The organism is Labrys sp. HAY1-8F, from assembly GCF_056754975.1.
In genome coordinates, this window is sequence record NZ_JBPGWZ010000001.1 from 922,307 (window position 1) to 939,416 (window position 17,110).

Annotated in this window: 15 protein-coding genes; 4 read left to right on the forward strand and 11 right to left on the reverse strand. The window is 62.9% G+C overall.

The window, feature by feature from the left end; all coding sequences use genetic code 11:
• Nucleotides 1-7 precede the first annotated feature (7 nt).
• Together ACR9ZN_RS04230 and ACR9ZN_RS04235 are read right to left on the reverse strand one after the other, a co-directional pair.
• The gene (locus tag ACR9ZN_RS04230; protein WP_481271454.1) at nt 8-790 is read right to left on the reverse strand and encodes a 3-ketoacyl-ACP reductase; all 783 of its coding nucleotides are present in this window, start codon (nt 788-790) and stop codon (nt 8-10) included.
• Nucleotides 787-1,932 (reverse strand): acyl-CoA dehydrogenase family protein, encoded by a 1,146-nt coding sequence (locus ACR9ZN_RS04235; RefSeq protein WP_434960559.1) that lies wholly within the window; start codon nt 1,930-1,932, stop codon nt 787-789. Before ACR9ZN_RS04235 ends, ACR9ZN_RS04230 begins: the two co-directional genes overlap by 4 nt.
• A gap of 134 nt (nt 1,933-2,066) precedes the next feature.
• On the opposite strand from ACR9ZN_RS04235, the gene ACR9ZN_RS04240 reads away from it, so the two are divergent.
• Together ACR9ZN_RS04240 and ACR9ZN_RS04245 are read left to right on the forward strand one after the other, a co-directional pair.
• Nucleotides 2,067-3,083 (forward strand): aldo/keto reductase, encoded by a 1,017-nt coding sequence (locus ACR9ZN_RS04240; protein WP_481271455.1) that lies wholly within the window; start codon nt 2,067-2,069, stop codon nt 3,081-3,083.
• The gene (locus ACR9ZN_RS04245; protein WP_454817603.1) at nt 3,080-3,553 is read left to right on the forward strand and encodes a MaoC family dehydratase; all 474 of its coding nucleotides are present in this window, start codon (nt 3,080-3,082) and stop codon (nt 3,551-3,553) included. The genes ACR9ZN_RS04240 and ACR9ZN_RS04245 overlap by 4 nt, the downstream gene beginning before the upstream one ends.
• 151 nt (nt 3,554-3,704) lie before the next feature.
• Here the strand turns inward: ACR9ZN_RS04245 and ACR9ZN_RS04250 are convergent, their stop codons facing one another.
• Nucleotides 3,705-4,475, reverse strand: a complete 771-nt coding sequence (locus ACR9ZN_RS04250) for an enoyl-CoA hydratase/isomerase family protein (protein ID WP_434961347.1) — start codon at nt 4,473-4,475, stop codon at nt 3,705-3,707.
• Nucleotides 4,475-6,067 carry an acyl CoA:acetate/3-ketoacid CoA transferase gene (locus ACR9ZN_RS04255; RefSeq protein ID WP_454817599.1) on the reverse strand — a complete coding sequence of 531 codons (1,593 nt, stop codon included), beginning with the start codon at nt 6,065-6,067 and terminating at the stop codon, nt 4,475-4,477. Before ACR9ZN_RS04255 ends, ACR9ZN_RS04250 begins: the two co-directional genes overlap by 1 nt.
• A 175-nt stretch (nt 6,068-6,242) precedes the next feature.
• Here ACR9ZN_RS04255 and ACR9ZN_RS04260 point away from each other — a divergent pair, with 175 nt between their 5' ends.
• Nucleotides 6,243-7,061 carry an aldo/keto reductase gene (locus tag ACR9ZN_RS04260; RefSeq protein WP_454817597.1) on the forward strand — a complete coding sequence of 273 codons (819 nt, stop codon included), beginning with the start codon at nt 6,243-6,245 and terminating at the stop codon, nt 7,059-7,061.
• 181 nt (nt 7,062-7,242) lie between these two features.
• Here the strand turns inward: ACR9ZN_RS04260 and ACR9ZN_RS04265 are convergent, their stop codons facing one another.
• The 7 genes from ACR9ZN_RS04265 to ACR9ZN_RS04295 form a co-directional block, all read right to left on the reverse strand.
• Nucleotides 7,243-8,841, reverse strand: a complete 1,599-nt coding sequence (locus tag ACR9ZN_RS04265; protein ID WP_454817595.1) for a GMC family oxidoreductase — start codon at nt 8,839-8,841, stop codon at nt 7,243-7,245.
• Nucleotides 8,841-10,340, reverse strand: coding sequence for an aldehyde dehydrogenase family protein (locus tag ACR9ZN_RS04270; protein WP_454817593.1), 1,500 nt, complete (start codon nt 10,338-10,340; stop codon nt 8,841-8,843). Before ACR9ZN_RS04270 ends, ACR9ZN_RS04265 begins: the two co-directional genes overlap by 1 nt.
• An 85-nt stretch (nt 10,341-10,425) precedes the next feature.
• On the reverse strand, nt 10,426-11,460 hold the full coding sequence (locus ACR9ZN_RS04275; RefSeq protein WP_481271456.1) for a zinc-dependent alcohol dehydrogenase: 1,035 nt from the start codon (nt 11,458-11,460) through the stop codon (nt 10,426-10,428).
• 16 nt (nt 11,461-11,476) lie between these two features.
• Entirely contained in the window at nt 11,477-12,418 is a 942-nt protein-coding gene (locus ACR9ZN_RS04280; protein WP_441770826.1) for an ABC transporter permease, read from the reverse strand.
• Nucleotides 12,419-12,429: 11 nt separating this feature from the next.
• Complete coding sequence (locus ACR9ZN_RS04285; RefSeq protein WP_434960551.1) at nt 12,430-13,935, reverse strand: sugar ABC transporter ATP-binding protein; 1,506 nt, start codon at nt 13,933-13,935, stop codon at nt 12,430-12,432.
• A 7-nt stretch (nt 13,936-13,942) separates the two neighbouring features.
• Nucleotides 13,943-14,908, reverse strand: a complete 966-nt coding sequence (locus ACR9ZN_RS04290) for an ABC transporter permease (protein ID WP_434960550.1) — start codon at nt 14,906-14,908, stop codon at nt 13,943-13,945.
• Between the two features lie 83 nt (nt 14,909-14,991).
• On the reverse strand, nt 14,992-16,104 hold the full coding sequence (locus tag ACR9ZN_RS04295) for a sugar ABC transporter substrate-binding protein (RefSeq protein WP_454817588.1): 1,113 nt from the start codon (nt 16,102-16,104) through the stop codon (nt 14,992-14,994).
• A gap of 326 nt (nt 16,105-16,430) precedes the next feature.
• Here ACR9ZN_RS04295 and ACR9ZN_RS04300 point away from each other — a divergent pair, with 326 nt between their 5' ends.
• Nucleotides 16,431-17,072 (forward strand): TetR/AcrR family transcriptional regulator, encoded by a 642-nt coding sequence (locus ACR9ZN_RS04300; RefSeq protein ID WP_434960548.1) that lies wholly within the window; start codon nt 16,431-16,433, stop codon nt 17,070-17,072.
• Nucleotides 17,073-17,110: the final 38 nt, after the last annotated feature.

The following is a 17,110-nucleotide window of genomic DNA, read 5'->3' on the forward strand; positions in this document are numbered from 1 at the left end:
AGTTTCCTCAAAATCTCGGCACCAGCATGCCCGCATCCACGGCGATCACCTGGCCTGTCGTATAGGGCAGCTTGCCGGTGGCGAGGGTCGCCATCACGGTGCCGACATCCTGCGGCTGGCCCAGGCGCCGCATCAGGGTCAGGCCCTCTTCATCGATGCGCCGCTGGTACAGGCTGGTCACGGATTGCGTCATCGCGGTCTCGATCAGGCCCGGCCTGATGTCGTAGACGGCAATGTTCTCGCGCCCCAGGCGAACGGCGAACACCTTGCTGACCATGGCTGAGCCCGCTTTCGAAACGCAGTACTCCGCGCGCGGCTCGGCGACCGCATCGGCATTCGATGACGACACATTCAAGATCGCATAGAAGCGGCCGTCATTGCGATCGCGCGCGATAACGCGTCTTGCCCATTTCTGGCACAGGAAGAATTGCGCTTTCGCATTCACAGCCTGGCAGCGGTCGTAGCTTTCCTCGCTGACATCGAGCGGGTCGCCGCGGCTCAGCACCGATACGCCCGCATTGTTGACGAGCGTCGAAAGCGGCCCCAGCGCCTTTTCGGCGAGGTCGAGCATTGTCTCATGCGCACCGATATCGGCGATGTCGCCGGCGACGCGGGTGACCGGCACACCAAGGCCACGCACGCGTTCCTCGGCGGCCTGCAGTTCCGCATCATCCACGGGCCCGTTCAAGGCGATCGCAAAGCCGTTCCTGGCCAGTTCGATGGCGGCCGCCAGGCCGATTCCGCGGCTGGAGCCGGTGATGAAGGCCGCCTGCCGGAGTGGCGTACTCATGCCAGCGCTCCATGCTTGAACAGCTCGCGGGCGATGATCATGCGCTGGATCTGGTTGGTGCCTTCATAGATCTGGGTGATCTTGGCGTCGCGATACAGGCGCTCGACCTCGAAGCCGCGGATGTAGCCGGAACCGCCGAAGACCTGGACGGCGTCGGCCGTGCGGGTCACCGCCATGTCGCCGGCGAAGCATTTGGCGATCGAACAGGCCTTGGTCGCATTGTCCCCGCGATCGATCTTCGTAGCCGCGCTGTGCACCAGAAGACGTGCAGCCTCGATATCCTTGGCCATGTCGGCAATCAGCCACTGCACGCCCTGGAACTCGGCGATTGCCTTGCCGAACTGCTTGCGCTGGCGGGCATAGTCGACGGCAGCCTCCAGGCCGGCCTGGCCGATGCCGACCGCGAGCGCCGCGATGCCGACGCGGCCTTTGTCCAGCACGCTCATCATCATGTGGAAGCCCTTGCCGAGGTCTCCCAACAGCGCATCCGGCCCGAGCACGACATCGGTGAAATTGAGCGCGCCAACCTGGCTGGCACGCTGCCCCATCTTGTGCTCCTTGGGGCCGCGCTCGACGCCCTTGGCGTTGAGATCGACGATGAAGATGCTCATGCCGCGGTGGCCGGCATCCTTATCCGTCCGGGCCAGCACGAAACCGACATCGGCGACCGGCGCGTTGTGGATCCAGATCTTGCCGCCGTTGAGACGCCAGCCCTCTCCGTCCCGTTCTGCCGTGGTCCTGATGCCGGACACGTCCGTTCCGGCCTCCGGCTCGGTTATGCAATAGGCCACGCGCTTGGTTCCGCGCATCACCGGTGCCAGCCAGGCTTGGCGCTGGGCCGGCGTGCCGTGCCTCACCAGCAGCGTGCAGATGAGTTCCACCAGGCCGCATTGATCGGCAACCGAGGCATAGCCTCTCGAAAGCTCTTCCATCACCAGCGCATAGGTCAGCGTGTCGAACCCCGGGCCTCCCATGGCTTCGGGAACGCCGATGCCGAAGAGCCCGAGCTCTCCCATCTGCTCATAGATCTCATGGGGGAAGCGCTCCTCACGATCGAGCTCCTCGGCCAGCGGCTTGATCACGTCGTCGGCGAACTGTCGCGCCATGTCGCGCACCTGCATCTGCGTTTCGCTTGGGTACATGCGCTTCTCCCCCTTTTGTAACTATCTAGTTACTGCTATAACGCACGTGGATCAAACGGGTCAAGCCTGACGATCCCCTCGAATCGAGGCCAGGTCAGGCAAGCCATCAAAGAGCGATGCCAACGGAGGAAATCATGAAGCCATCGGAAAAGCGGAAATTCGGCCGCAGCGACATCGAGGTCACCCCCTTTGCCTTCGGGACGGCGCCGATCGGGAATTTCTTGCGCGAGATCAGCGAACCGGTTGCCGACGAAATGGTACAGCATGCCTGGAATGCCGGCGTGCGCTTCTACGACACCGCACCGATGTACGGTCATGGCCTTTCTGAACTGCGCCTGGGGCAGGCGCTGCGCTGGAAGAAGCGCGATGATTTCGTCGTCGCCTCGAAGGTTGGGCGCATCCTGCATCCGGCCCGGCGTTCCAACATCGACTTCTCGCCTTGGGTCAATGCGGCGCCGAACACCATGAGCTTTGACTACAGCTATGATGGCACGATGAGGGCGTTCGAGGATTCCCTGCAGCGGCTCGCGCTCGAGCGCATCGACATGCTGTTCATTCACGACATCGACCGCTTCACCCGTGGCGACGATCAGCCGGAAGTCTTCAGGCAGGCCATGGACGGATGCTGGCGCGCTCTGGAGCGCCTGCGCTCGGAAGGCGCGGTGAAGGCGATCGGTGTGGGCGTCAACGAATGGGAAGTCTGCCACGAGGCGCTCAAGCAGCGCGATTTCGACTGCTTCCTCCTGGCAGGCCGCTACACGCTACTCGAACAGGAGGCTCTCGACGGGTTCCTGCCGCTTTGCGAGGAGCGGGGTGCGGCCGTGCTGGTCGGCGGCGGCTTCAATTCCGGGATCCTGGCAACCGGCGCGGTGCCCGGCGCGAAATACAACTACGCCCCCGCCCCGGCCGCGGTGATGGAAAAGGTCGCCAGGATCGAGGCGGTGTGCCGCGACCACAGGGTGCCGCTTGCCGCTGCGGCGCTCCAATTCGTCGTCGCCCACCCCGCCATCCCGGCCTTCTGCGCGGGAACGCGCACGGTGGAGCAACTCGACCAGAACCTGGACTGGTTCAGCCACCCCATTCCCTCGGACTTCTGGGCCGAGCTGAAAAGCAAGCAATTGCTGCGCGAGGACGCGCCGGTGCCGGCATGAACGACATCGCACCCGACACCGGTCGCCGCCTCGCGGCGACCGGACTGCGCTATGAAGATGTGGCCATCGGGGATTGGTTCGACACACCGGCAAGACATGTGGGTACCGAACTGATCGATGCCTTCGCCGATTTGACCGGCGACCGCTTCGAGATCCATATGGACGATGATGCGGCGCGTGCTCACGGCTTTCCCTCTCGCGTCGCCCATGGCCTCCTGATCCTGTCGCTCGTCGATGGGCTGAAGAACCAGGCGCAGGCCCGCTTCCTCGCCATCGCCTCGCTAGGCTGGAACTTTCGGTTCGAGCGCCCCGTCCTGGCCGGCGACACGATCGCCGCCCGCGTCGGCATCAGGGACAAGAGGACGACATCGCGGCCGGACCGAGGCATCCTCATACTGGGGTTTTGTGTACGCAAGCAGACTGGAGACATCGTCCAGTCCGGAGAGAACCAGTTGATGGTCTATCGCTGAGACGGCAAGCCAATGCCACGCGCGTGGAGACCGTCTCTTGCTGGGTCCGAGCAAACATACCCTCCCCTCGATGGGGAGGGTAAAGAAGCGGCGCTTCTTTTCCCAAAGCTAGCGCCTCGGAACAAGGATCTGTCGGCCGTCAGGCGGCCGGTCAGAATTTCGGCGGCCGCCTTTCGCGGAAGGCGGCGAGGCCCGCCTGCAGCTCGCTCGACTGTGCCGCGGCTATGCCGGCCAGGCAGTCGAAAACCCGTTCCGTCTCCTCCGCTTCGGCGGCGTTCACCAGCATCTTGGTCATCTCGGTCGCCAAGGGCGCGCGCGAGCACACCTTTTCCGCGACCTCCATGGCCCGGGCAAGCCCTTGGCCGGTCTCCACCACCTCGTCCACGATACCGAGTTCGCGTGCATCCTTCGCGGTCAGGATCTCGCCGAAGATCGCCATGCGTCGCACGGCCTGGGCACCAAAGCGCCGTGTCGCCCGCTGTGTACCCGACCATCCCGGGATGATGCCGAGCCCCGTCTCCGGCTGCCCGATCTTGGCGTGGGCTTCCGCAATGCGATAGTCCGCACAGGCGGCAAGCTCCAGGCCTCCGCCCAAGGCATGGCCGTTCAGCACGGCGATCAGGGGCTGGCGCAGCCGGGCCAGCGCGTCAAAGGCGGCGTGTCCCTCGCGCACCCAGAACCGACCGAAATCCTCCGGAGCCTCGCGGCTCCAGGCCTCGATGTCGCCGCCTGCCGAAAACGCTTTCGTCCCGGCCCCCGTCAGGATCGCGACGCGGATGGTCGCATCGTGCTCGATGAGGGCGCACAAACGTTGCAGCTCCGCCACCATGGCAGCATCGAAGGCATTGAGCTTGCCTTCGCGTTCGATGACGATGCTCGCAACCGGCCCCTCGATCTTCAGCCGCACGCCATCCCCGCTCATCACTCGGCCGCCTCTCTGGTGACCGCCTGCCGGCTGCGGCGATCGGGCTCGAACAGGTCGGCTGGCATCAGCGGGAGAGGCTCGGCCACGGTGAGCGGGAAGGCAGCCTGGTCGAGGATATCGCGCTTGAGATCGACGCCCGGCGCAATCTCCGTCACGGTGAGCCGGCCGTCGATCAGCTTCAGCACGCAGCGCTCGGTGACATAGGTCACGTCCTGGTTCTGCAGCGTGGCGCGCTTGCCGGAGAACGAGACCTGGTCGACCTCGGGCACGAGCTTGGCAACCTTGCCTTCCTTGTCGATCCTCAGCTTGCCGTCGACCACCGACAATTTCGCACCGGCATTGAAGTAGCCCGAGAACACGATCTTCCTGGCGCGGGAGGTGATGTCGACGAAGCCTCCGGCGCCGGCCGTCACATGCGGCCGCACCGCCAGCTTGGAGACGTTGACGGAGCCATCCTCCCCGATCTGAAGGAACGACAGGAGGGAGGCATCGAAGCCGCCGGCCTGGAAATAGGTGAACTGATGCGGCGAGGCCACGAACGCCTCCGCGTTGGAGGAACAACCGAACTTGAAGTCGAGCAGCGGGATGCCGCCGACGGCACCCTGCTCGATCACCCAGGTGATCTCGCCATGCCGGCCTTCCTCCAGGAGAATGCGCGGAACGTTCGCGGAAATGCCGAAACCGATATTCACGGCCCAGCCGTTCTCGAGCTCCATCGCCACCCGGCGAGCCATCACCTTGGCCGCATCGAAAGCGGGGATCGTGAACGTATCGAGGGGGCGAAACAGCTCGCCCGATATGGCCGGGTCATAAGCCGTCGCCGTCGTCTGCAACTGGTCCGGCGCCTCGACGATGATGTCGACGAGGATGCCCGGCACCCTGACGTCATGAGGACGCAGCGTGCCCGATTGGGCGATCCGCTTGACCTGCGCAATGACGGTACCGCCGGAATTGTGCGCAGCCAGCGCCAACTCCATGGCGCCGAGATAGGCGCCTTCATGCTCGAAGGTCAGATTGCCACGTTCGTCCGCCGTCGAGGCCCGGATGATGGCGACGTCCGGTGCGATCGCTGGGAAATAGAGCCACTCGTCGCCCTCGAACTGAACCTTGCGCACGATCGGCTGCGAGCGGGCGCGGTCATTCATGGCGCAGCCATCGAGCGCCGGATCGACGAAGGTGTCGAGCCCGACCTTGGTCAGGACGCCGGGACGCTTTCCGGCCGCCTCTCTGAGAATGTCGAACAGGATGCCGCTGGGCACGTTGTAGGCGCTGATCTTGTTCTCGCCGAGCATCTTCCAGATCAGCGGCGGCTCCGCCGAAGACGGTCCCGACGGATAGGACCCGCCGATGATCGTGTCGATGAGGCCGTCCTGGGCCAGATGGTCGACGCCCTTGGTGCCGAACATGTCGCCCGCGGCAATCGGGTGGATCATGGTAAGCTGGCGGGGATGGCCCTCTTCGCGGTACCGCTCCCCCAGTGCCTGGAGAACCAGGTCCGGGCAGCAAAGCCCGCTGGAGGAATTGACGGCAACGACCGCCTTGTCACCGATGCGCTGCACTGCCTCGAGCGCGCTCCTGATTTTGGACATCGTCTCCTCGCGAGGATTTTTATAAGTAACTATATGGTTAGTACCTTATAGCGCCAGCGCCTTCAACTCCTTTTCTCCGCCGCCCGCCTCCCAGAAGCCACCCACCGCGCTTGCCGGACGGCGAGACACGATATATAAGTAACTAGATAGTGCAATAAAAAAGGAAACGACAGGGATGAGCATCTATTTCACGCGGACGTTCCAGCGCTCCTTCGGTACCTACCCCCTGCGCGGCGACGCGTGTCGGCAGGCGATCGAAACGGCATTGGCCACCGGATATCGCGCCTTCGATACCGCGCAGATGTACGAGAACGAAGCCGAGGTCGGTGAAAGCCTGGCCAATGGCGGCGTGAAGCGGGACGAACTTTGCATCACCACCAAGGTCAGCATCCACAATTTCTCCGAAGAGCGCTTTCTCCCGTCGGTCGAACAAAGCCTGAAGGACCTTCGGGTCGACTTCGCCGACGTCCTGCTGGTTCACTGGGCGCCGGCCGACGGCCATATCGCCCCCTCGCTCGAACTCCTGCAAAAGGCACGGCAGCGTGGCCTGGCCCGCCACATCGGCGTCTCCAACTACACGGCGCGCATGATGAGGCAGGCAAGATCGATCGTCGACGCGCCGCTTGTCACCAACCAGGTCGAGTTTCACCCCTTCCTCAATCAGGACATTCTGCTGGCCGCCGCCAACGAGACCAACATCCCGCTTTCATCCTATTGCTCGGTCGCACGAGGAAAAGTCTTCGAACAGCCGCTCTTCGCCGAGATCGGCCAGGCCTACGGGAAGACCGCGGGACAGGTGGTGCTGCGCTGGATTCTCCAAAAAGGCGTGCCGCTGAACACGATGTCGACGAAACCGGAAAACATCCGCTCGAATTTCGACATCATGGATTTCACGCTCTCGAGCATCGACATGGCGCGGATCGACGCGCAAACGCAGAAGAACCTGCGCATCGTCGGGCGCGACCTCATCCCCTGGGCGCCGGAGTGGGATTGAGCTTTCCGCGAAATGCGCTGGCATCTCGGTTCAGGCGAGGCACCTAAAAGTGCAGCAATCAAAGGAAAAGTGCGGCCGAAAAGACCGCACTTTTTCTGTGTCTAGCGAGGCACAGTCTTTTAGAGCCTTCGCCGCTCCAGACGAACGGCGATAGCGACGGTGTCGGGACCAGCCCCTTGCTTCACATATTCCCGCGGATGAGATCCGTTGCCTTCTCGCCGACCATGATCGCGGCGGCATTGGTATTCGAGCCGATCAGGCTGGGGAATGTCGAGCTGTCGCAGATGCGGATCCGGTCGAGGCCCCGCACTCGCAACTGGGGATCGACCACGGCCATCGCATCGATGCCCATCTTGCAGGTGCCGCTCGGATGATAGGAGGTCCTGCCGTACTGGCGCGCATAGTCTGCGAACTGCGCGTTGGTTCTGACATCGTCGCCAGGTAAGTGCAGGCGCTTGATGAACTTCTGCAAGGACGGCTTGGCAAAGATCTCCCTGCTGATCCGCACGCCTTCAGCGGAAACCCGGACATCGTCCGGCTCAGCCAGGAAGTTCGGGTCGACGATCGGATTGATGGCTGGATCGGAGGAAGCCAGCCTGACCGATCCGCGGCTTTTCGGGCGGAGCGTGTAGGAGTTCAGCGTAATGCCGGACCCGGAGGGAACCGTGGGTACGCCCGCTTCGGCGCCCGCGCCGGCAAGGAAGTGGAATTGCAGGTCTGGTATCGCGGCATCGGCATCGCCATACCAGAAGGCGCCGCCCTCGACGACGTTGGAGGTGACCGGCCCGGACTTGAAGAGCAGATACTGGAGCCCCGCCCATAGCATCCAATGCCACTTGTTATACTTGTCGAGGCTGGTCGGCCCCTTCAGTTCAGCCACGATATCGACGCCGAAATGGTCGTTAAGGTTCTCGCCCACGCCGGGCAGATCCTCGACCACGTCGATCCCGAGCTTCCTGAGATGATCGGCAGGCCCGACACCCGACAGCATCATGATCTTGGGCGATCCGATCGCCCCGGAGGTGATGAGGACTTCGCTCTCGGCCCTGGCGGTGATGAGTTGGCCATTCCTGACGAATTCGACACCAATGGCGCGCGCACTCTGGAACAGGATGCGCCGGACCAGGCAGCCGGTCTCGACGGTGAGATTGGATCGCTTCGCCGCCGGCCTGAGATAGCCGACGGCAGCCGAGCAGCGCCGCCCGTTCCGGATGGTCGTCTGGTAGATCCCCGCCCCTTCCTGCGCCCTGCCGTTGAAGTCCGGATTGTAGGGCATGCCGAGCTCCTGGCAGGCCTGGACGAAGGCGCGCGACATCGGCTGCGGATCGGGCAGGTTCGAGACACCCAGCGGTCCGTCCGCCCCATGCATGTCGCCCGAAAGAATGGTGTTGCCTTCGGATCGTATGAAATAGGGCAGCACCTCCTTGAAGGACCAGCCGGCAGCCCCCTCCTCCCCCGCCCAGCGATCGAAATCGGCGACATGGCCTCTCGTGTAGATCTCCGCATTGATCGAAGAGCCGCCTCCGATCACCTTTGCCTGGGCGTAGGGGATCTCCCGGTCGTAGGCATGCCGCTGCGGCGCCGTCTTGAGCCCCCAGGTCAGCGGCCCCGAGGTCATCTTGGCGAAGCCGACCGGCATGTGGATATAGGGGTTGCTGTCACGGCCGCCGGCCTCCAGCAACAACACGCGCACGGCAGGGTTTTCGCTGAGGCGAGCGGCAAGCACGCAGCCCGCCGACCCGCCGCCGACGATCACATAATCGTAGCCATCTTCCTTCATCAGCGCACCCAAGGCTCGCGCTTGCCAATCTCGATATGGACGGACTTGATCTGGGTATACTCCTCGATGCCGTAGGAGCCAGCCTCGCGTCCCCAGCCCGATTGCTTGAACCCGCCGAGCGGAAGTTCCGGGCCGCCGGCCAGCGTGGTGTTGACCCAGAAGCGGCCGGCGCGAACACGGCGTGTCACGTTCAAGGCCTTGTCGATGTTCTTGGTCCACACGCTCGCGGCCAGGCCATACACGGTGTCATTGGCCATGGCGATCGCTTCGTCCTCGCTGTCGAAGGGCATGACCGCAAGCACGGGGCCGAAAATCTCGTCGCGGGAAATCGCCATCGAACCGGTAACGTCCCCGAACAAGGTGGGCGCGATATACTGGCCGCGACCGAAGTCGAGCGCTCCGCCGCCACAGACAAGACGCGCGCCCTCCTCCTTGCCCTTGGTGATATAGCCCAGAATGGTCTCGTTCTGGGCCGTTGTCGTGATGGCGCCGATCTGCGTGTTCGGATCGAGCGGATCGCCGACCTTGACCTTTGCCAGCTTGGCGGCGACCAGCTTCTCGAACTCGCTGGCCACCGACCGTTCGACGATCAGGCGGCTGCCGCTCACGCAGCACTGGCCGGTGTTGAAGCCGATGCCAAAGGCCACGCCATCGGCGGCATCCTCCAGGTCCGCATCGGCGAAGACGATTTGCGGATTCTTGCCCCCGAGTTCCAGCCCGAGCTTCTTGAAATTGCCGCCGGCGGCCTCGATGCAGCGTCGGCCCACGGAGGTCGAACCGGTGAAGGACACCATGTCGATGTCGAGGTGTTCGGTCATGGCCTGGCCGATGACGCTGCCCGAGCCGGTGACGACATTGTAGCAGCCGTCAGGCAGCCCCGCTTCCGACAGGATCTCGGCCAGCATGAGGGTCGTGGCCGAGGTCACCTCCGAGGGCTTTGCGACGATGGTGCAACCGGCCGCGAGGATGTAGGGCACCCTTTCGCAGAGGATCAGGAATGGGAAGTTCCACGGCGTGATCAGGCCGACCACGCCGACCGGCTCCCGGGTGACCAGGCCGAACATGCCGTCACCCAGATTGTTGAAGGCATCGCCATGCAGCGTCCTGGCGAGACCGGCGGCATATTCGAACATGCCGGCGCAGCCATCCACTTCCGCCCGCGCCTGGCTGATGGGCTTGCCGTTCTCCAGCGTTTCCCAATAGGCCAGTTCTGCCGCGCGGCTGCGCAGGATCTGCGCGGCGCGCAAGAGCACGTTCGCGCGCTCCACGGCCGGGATCCTCGACCAGCGCCCGTCCTCGAAAGCGCGACGCGCCGCCTTCACGGCAAGGTCCAGGTCCTCCCTGGTGCACTTTGGAATGCGCGTCACCGGCACGTCATGCCCCGGGCTGCGGCGCTCGAAATAGGCGCGGTCGCCCGCCTCTATCTGCTTCCCATCGACGAAAAAGCCGAAAGTCCTGGGACTGTCGGGAAGCGACTGTCTACCGACGACCTGGTCCATGTCCTCAATCCTTTTATTCTATGAGCAATTGTATCAACGCGGCCGAGGCGCCTGTCATTCCGTTGCCTCGGGGGACCCGAAGCGGTCATGCCGTCGTATCGATCTGTGTTTTCAGAACAGTCGGCCGATCCTGGATGGTCTCGAAGGCGGACTGAATTGCGCTCAGTGGCACGACCGAGCCGATGAAGGGCTCGATTTGGAAGCGCCCGTGGGTCAGCAGCGTCAGGGCATCGTGCATATCCTGGCCAATGCCGGCCACTGAACCTTTGACCGAGTTTTCCCGCAGGACCGTTTCGAGCAAGGGAAGCGGCACGCTGTCGCCGGGGCCCGTGATGCCGAAGGCGGCAACATGGCCTCCGGGGCGAATGAGCCTGAAAGCCTCGGCGTAGAGTGCGGGGACGCCGACGCTTTCGATCACCACGTCCGCTCCACGCCCCTCCGTCGCCTCGGCGACGAGCCTGTGGGCGTCCTTGGGGTCGGTGATGACGAGATCGGCGCCAGCCCTCTCGGCGAGTTCCGCTCGGGGTCGCGACGGCTCCACGGCGATGATCGGGGCGGCTCCGACGAGTTGCATCATCTGGATATGGAGATTGCCGATCGGCCCTGCGCCGAGCACGACGACCGACATGCCGAAACCGATGCCGGATTTGCGCGCGGCCCTGACAACACAGGCGACCGGCTCCGTCAGCGCCAGCAACTCGGGCTTGGCTTCGCTGGGCGCGGGAATGACCAGCCGGGCAGGAACCGCGACAAACTCCGCAAACCCGCCATCGCGATGGATTCCGATCTGACTGACTGCCTGGCAATTGAGGACCTCGCCGCGGCGGCAGAAGTAGCAATGTCCGCAACCGATATTGACGTCCGCAACGACACGCTGTCCGACCTCGAAGCCCTGGACCCTGTCACCCACGCGGCTCACCGTGCCGGTGAACTCATGTCCGGGAATGAAGGGCAGGGTGTCGGCGGCATAGTGGCCCTTGAAGATATGGATGTCGGTGCCGCAGATACCGCAGCGATCCACCTTGATGAGAGCGTCATCCGGACCGATCGGGGGGATGGGCACCTCCCGGACTTCGAACCTCCCGGGGCGGGTGAGCACTGCGGCTCGCATCATTTCCATGTCGCTCTCCCCTCGCTTACTTCACGATCCGCATCTTCGAGCGGTCGATGGTGAGGGCGATCGCAACGATGAGCACGATGCCGAAGAAGATCTGCTGACCCGTCGCGGGGATATTGAGATAGAGCATGCTCGCGCGCACGACGGCCACGATCATCGCGCCGATGAGCGTGTTGACGACACCACCGACGCCGCCGGTGAGCGGGGTGCCGCCGACCAGCACCGCTACGATGGCTGGCAGGAGAAAGCCCTCGGCCAGGGTCGGCGAGCCGCCCGACAGCTTGACCGAGAACATGAGCCCCGCGATCGCCGCAAACAGGCCGGAAAGGGCAAAGGCCAGGATCTTGTAGCGCTCGACGCGTATGCCTGATGCGACCGCCGCCAGCTCGCCGGCACCCACGGCCTTCAGCGTGCGCCCGGCGGTCGTCCGGCTTTGAATGAACCAGGCTATCGCAAGCAGTCCCAGCGACACGATCAATTCGTGCGGGATGCCGGCGGTTCTGCCGAACATCCATCCGAACGCCTGGTCCCTCGCCCCTACATCCATGTGCAAGGCACGCTGGCCCGAAGCGAACTGGCCGACGGAAAGGGCAAGGCCGCCAACCGCCAAGGTGGCGATGAAGGAGGGCACCTTGAGCCTCGTCGTCACCAGTCCGGAGACGGCACCGAACAGCAAGCCTACCAGCGCGATCAGGAGGGCGCTGAAGACGCCGAGATAGGGCAGCGACAGGGTGGCGAGCACCGTCGTCATGTTCGCGACGGACTGAGCCGAAAGATCGATGCCGCCGATATAGATGGCAAGCGTCATGCCGAGCGCCATGATGAACAGGGGCGCGATGTCGGCGCCGAGCTCCATCAGGTTCTGCGGCCTGAGGAAGGTCGGATCCATGATGCCGACAAGCAGGATCAGCACGAGAAGCGTGATCCAGGGAAAATGGCGTTTGAGCTGGTGGAGATTCATCACCCTGGCGCTCACGTCATATGATGAAGCAGGTCGTAGAGGGAGGGCTTTGCGCCTGGCTGACAATTGAACCATTTTTGGATCTCGCCATCCTTGACAACGGCTATGGTGTGACTGAGGCCGATGGCCTCTTCGAGTGTGTCGGCGATGAGCACGATGCCCACGCCGTCGGCTGACATCTCCCGGATCATTTCGTAGACGTCCTCCTTGGCGCCGATGTCGAGGCCACGCGTGGGATGGTCGAGGAGGATGATGTTCGAGCCGCCACTGCGCCATTTTGCGAGCACGACCTTCTGCTGATTGCCACCCGAAAGGTTTCCGCAATCGGCGTTCTCGGAGGAGGCTTTGATCGACAGGCGCTTGATCCAGTCACGTGCGAGCTTGCGCTCGGAGCCAATGTCCAGAACGCCGGCCTTGGCATAGTTGCCAAGCTGCGAGAGCGTCATGTTCTCGAAGACGTTCATGCCGCCGACGATGCCTTCGATCTTGCGCTCCCTGGGAACATATCCGATGCCGCGGGCGACACCCTGCGAAGGACCGAAGTCGTGCACCTGGCTGCCCTGGACGGCCAATGCGCCCGATTGCATCCGCTCAAGGCCGAAGATCGTGCGCAGGATCGCCTCGCTTCCGCACCCTTCGACCCCGACGAGTGCCAGCACCTCGCCGGCATGCAGTTTGACGGAGATGTCCCGGTAGTGCCCGGGCAGACTGATCTGGTCCGCCTGCAAGAGCAGCTTCTGGACATCGTAGGGACGCTGCTTTTCTTCCCGGTAATATTCCTGGTTGATGTCGCGGCCGACCATCCGCTGCTGGATGGCTTCGGCCTTGGCCTCGGCGCCTTTGACCACATCGACCACCGCGCCATCCTTGAGCACATAGATGCGATCGGACAGCTCGATGACTTCGTCGAGGCGATGCGAGACGAAGATGAAGGACGCCCGCTTGCGCAGGTCTCGTACCAGGCTGAACAGCAGCCCGATCTCCTCCTTCGAAAGGACCGATGTCGGCTCGTCGAGGAGGATCACGAGATGGCCGTGCACGCGCTCCTCGAGCGTCAGCACCTTCGCCAATTCGACGAGCTGGCGCTGGGCAAAGGAGAGCTTCGAGGTGACCGTCCTGGGGTCGATCTGCAGCTTGACCTTCTTCAACTGCTCGCCCGCCGCCTTCGCCATGCGCTTCCAGTTGATCTTGCCGAAGCGGGCGAACTGCTTCTCGAATCCGAGGAAGATGTTCTCCATCACGGTCAGGTTGGGGATGAGCGACTGCTCCTGGAAGACCATGCCCACGCCGCGATCCATGGCTTCGCGCGGGTTCTGGAAGCGGACGGCCTTGCCGTCGACGAGCACCTCGCCGCCGTCATGCTGGACGGCGCCGTAGATCACCTTCATCAGCGTGGATTTGCCGGCGCCGTTCTCGCCGACGAGCCCGATGATCTCGCCGCGGTCGATCTGGAAATTGATGCCCTTCAGCGCATGGACGCCGGGGAAGCGTTTTTCGACGTTTCGAAGTTCGAACATGGCGCGCCTATTTCACAAAGGCCAGCGATCGACGATCGGTGGACAGATAGACTGCTGTGATGACCAGGAGGCCGAGGACGCCATCCTGCACGTAGCTCGGCAGGCCGATCACCACCATGCCATTGCCGATGACATTGACGATCAGCACGCCGACCAGTGTGTTCCAGACGCCGCCGGCTCCGCCCCAAAGCGCGGTGCCGCCGACGACGACCGATGTGACCGAGACGAACATGAAGTTTCGGCCGGTCACGGTCTCGGCAATACCGATCTGGGCTACGGCGAGAATGGCTCCGAGGGCGTAGAAGACGCCGGCGATCATGAAACAGATGACCCGTACCCTGGAGACATTGAGCCCCGATGCGTGGGCCAGGTCCTCGCCGCCTCCGACGGCGTAGAAATTTCGTCCGATGGTCGTCTGTGTCTGGATGAACCAGCCGGCGACCACCGCCGCAAGCGCCACATACGCCATCAACGGGAAGCCGCCGAGACGATAGGTGAGCAGCGAGCGAAAGAGAGGATCCTCGACGAGGATGCGGTCACCGCCGGTGATCAGCAGCGAAAGACCGATGCCGACGAAACCCATCGACAGGCTGGCCATGAACGAAGGAATCTTCAGGCGGACATGGACCAGGCCGGTGATGGCTCCGAAGATTGCCCCGACTGCCATGGCGCCCGGGATCGCCAGCCAGCCCCAGCCGGCAAGGGAACCGCCCAACGCCCCGAACAGCGTGGCAAAGAGCACCGCGCACACCGCAACCGAGCCCTCCATCGACAGATCGATGGAGCCCATCAGGATGACGAACGTCACGCCAACCGCGACCATCAGCGCCGGCGTCGACGAAATCGCGATGCGGGCGAAATTGCGCACCGACAGGAAGTTGGGATTGACGACCGAGAAGAACAACACGAGCGCCAGGAGCACCAGGACGGGTGCCCACTTTTGAATATTGTCCTTGGTGAGCAAGCTATCCATGTCGCGCTCTTGCATCGGAGGGAACGGGACGCGGCCGCATGCCCTCCCCCTGGAGGGCGTGCGGCCGGTGCGGAAGGAAGGGATCAGGACTTGTACTGGATCTGCCCCTTGCTCGGGCCCCAGAAGTCCTTCCAATCATATTTGGGATTGGTGTCGAGATATTTGGCCTTGAATTCCAGGGCGTCCTTGGGCGTGACCAGGATCGTCGGCCCATAGAACTCGCGGTGCTCCTTGGGTTCGCTCGAAGGCTTGAAGGCTCCCGTCGCTGCGTAATAGGCGAGCGCCGCGCTGATGCCGCCGCCCCAGTAGGGGTTGGTGAAGACGGTCGCCAGGATCTGTCCCTTGGCGACGAGTTCCACAGCCTGCTGGTTGCCGTCATAGGAGACGACGGGCATCCCCTCGATGCCCTCGGCACGCAGCGCCTCGAGCACGCCGTAGGCAATCGTGTCGTTGGCGCAGTGAACGCCCTTGATCTCGTCGCCGTAGCGCGTGATGAAGCCGGCCATGACCTGATTTGCCTTCTGCGTATCCCAGTCTGCCGGCTGCGCATCGAGCAGTTGCACGTCGGGATAATCCTTGAGGGCCTTCTTGAGCCCGTTGAGGCGCTCGATGGCGGGATTGTTGGAGGCGATCCCACCCAGATGAACCACGCCGCCCTTCTTGCCCATGGCGTCCATGAGGATGCGGGCAGTCTGCTCTGCCGGCCCCTCGTCCGACCAGGTCATGTGGGACACGTAGTGGTCGCCGAAGTCCCAGGGATGCAGGTCGTCGGTCTTGTTCCAGATGGTCGAGACATAGGCGCCGGCAGCCGCAACGGCCTCCACCACGGGACGGCAGTTCGGCGCATCGTTCGCATCGATCGCCAGTGCGACCTTGCTGCCGTTCTTGCCGAGCAACGCCTTGACGTCCGCCAGCGACTTTTCGCTGGATCCCTCATTGATGAGGTTGACCAGTGCGGTCTTGGGCAGCCCCAGGCTCTCGACGAAGGCCTCGCCGCCAGAGACGATGTAGTTCCAATAGGGATTGGTCCTGTCTCGATAGCTCCAGGCTATCGTCGGGTTGGATGCTGCCGCCCTTGCGGCAGTCGAACCCAACGCTCCGAGCGTCGCCAACCCGCCCAGACCATAGGCGGATGCCAGGAGCAGATTGCGACGATTGATCGTCTCCTGCTCGATGAATTTCTTGATGAACGACATGTCTTCCTCCCTGCCGACCCTCGCATCGCGCCGCGCTTTTGAGCGCCATTGGACGCTGTCGCGTTCTCGATATTGCACTATCTAGTTACTTCGTTATCGTTGATGTGTCAACGCTGCCGGATGCGCGGGCACAGCCTCGGATCATTACGGCAAGGGAAAGCGGGAAAGTGGAAGCGGCACTGGCGCAGCGTCAAAGTAACCAGTAAGTTACCAAAATTCTTGATCGAATCCGCCGACCGGCCGACAAAGCGTAACTGGAAAGAGGCACGCGGCCTCGAGTACCATCACGGACGGCTCCGCATCAGGCGACGCCCAATGAGGTAGGAATGCTCACCAATCCCCCCAAGCGACCCCGGATCCGAGACGCGGAAGCCACGCAAGCAAGAATCCTTGCCGCGGCGAAGAAGGAATTCTCGAAAAACGGACTTGGCGGCGCAAGGGTCGACATCATTGCCGAACGCGCCAAGGCCAACAAGCGCATGATCTATCATTACTTCAAAAGTAAGGAGGATTTATTTCAACGCGTCTTGGAAGACGCCTATTCCGACATACGAACGGCCGAGCAAAAGCTCGATCTGGAACGACTGCCCCCCAAGGATGCGCTTGAGCGCCTGGTGCGATTTACCTGGAATTATTACCTGAAGAACCCGGAATTTCTGACGCTCGTCAACAGCGCCAATCTGCACAAGGCAAAGCACATCAAGAAATCCGAAGTGGTGCGCCAGGTGAGCACGCGCTTTGTCGACATGGTCGGGAAATTGCTTGATCGCGGCGTCGAGACGGGTGAATTCCGGTCAGGCATTGACCCCGTACAACTGAACATCACGATTGCAGCGATCGGATATTACTATTTTACAAATCGCTATACCGGTTCGATTGTCTTTCAACGCGACCTCATGACCCCCGAAGCGCTTGAAGAACGGATCCGTTTCAACGTCGATACCATCATGCGGCTTGTCGAGGCCTGATATCCGGTCTCGAAGACGCTGATCTGCATAGGCGATTT

Coding starts and splice junctions, on each gene's coding strand:
- ACR9ZN_RS04300 (WP_434960548.1), top strand. CDS start 16,431: ATGCTCACCAATCCCCCCAAGCGACCCCGGATCCGAGACGCGGAAGCC.
- ACR9ZN_RS04240 (WP_481271455.1), top strand. CDS start 2,067: ATGAAGCCATCGGAAAAGCGGAAATTCGGCCGCAGCGACATCGAGGTC.
- ACR9ZN_RS04255 (WP_454817599.1), bottom strand. CDS start 6,067: ATGTCCAAAATCAGGAGCGCGCTCGAGGCAGTGCAGCGCATCGGTGAC.
- ACR9ZN_RS04230 (WP_481271454.1), bottom strand. CDS start 790: ATGAGTACGCCACTCCGGCAGGCGGCCTTCATCACCGGCTCCAGCCGC.
- ACR9ZN_RS04295 (WP_454817588.1), bottom strand. CDS start 16,104: ATGTCGTTCATCAAGAAATTCATCGAGCAGGAGACGATCAATCGTCGC.
- ACR9ZN_RS04265 (WP_454817595.1), bottom strand. CDS start 8,841: ATGAAGGAAGATGGCTACGATTATGTGATCGTCGGCGGCGGGTCGGCG.
- ACR9ZN_RS04280 (WP_441770826.1), bottom strand. CDS start 12,418: ATGAATCTCCACCAGCTCAAACGCCATTTTCCCTGGATCACGCTTCTC.
- ACR9ZN_RS04260 (WP_454817597.1), top strand. CDS start 6,243: ATGAGCATCTATTTCACGCGGACGTTCCAGCGCTCCTTCGGTACCTAC.
- ACR9ZN_RS04275 (WP_481271456.1), bottom strand. CDS start 11,460: ATGGAAATGATGCGAGCCGCAGTGCTCACCCGCCCCGGGAGGTTCGAA.
- ACR9ZN_RS04235 (WP_434960559.1), bottom strand. CDS start 1,932: ATGTACCCAAGCGAAACGCAGATGCAGGTGCGCGACATGGCGCGACAG.
- ACR9ZN_RS04245 (WP_454817603.1), top strand. CDS start 3,080: ATGAACGACATCGCACCCGACACCGGTCGCCGCCTCGCGGCGACCGGA.
- ACR9ZN_RS04285 (WP_434960551.1), bottom strand. CDS start 13,935: ATGTTCGAACTTCGAAACGTCGAAAAACGCTTCCCCGGCGTCCATGCG.
- ACR9ZN_RS04290 (WP_434960550.1), bottom strand. CDS start 14,908: ATGGATAGCTTGCTCACCAAGGACAATATTCAAAAGTGGGCACCCGTC.
- ACR9ZN_RS04270 (WP_454817593.1), bottom strand. CDS start 10,340: ATGGACCAGGTCGTCGGTAGACAGTCGCTTCCCGACAGTCCCAGGACT.
- ACR9ZN_RS04250 (WP_434961347.1), bottom strand. CDS start 4,475: ATGAGCGGGGATGGCGTGCGGCTGAAGATCGAGGGGCCGGTTGCGAGC.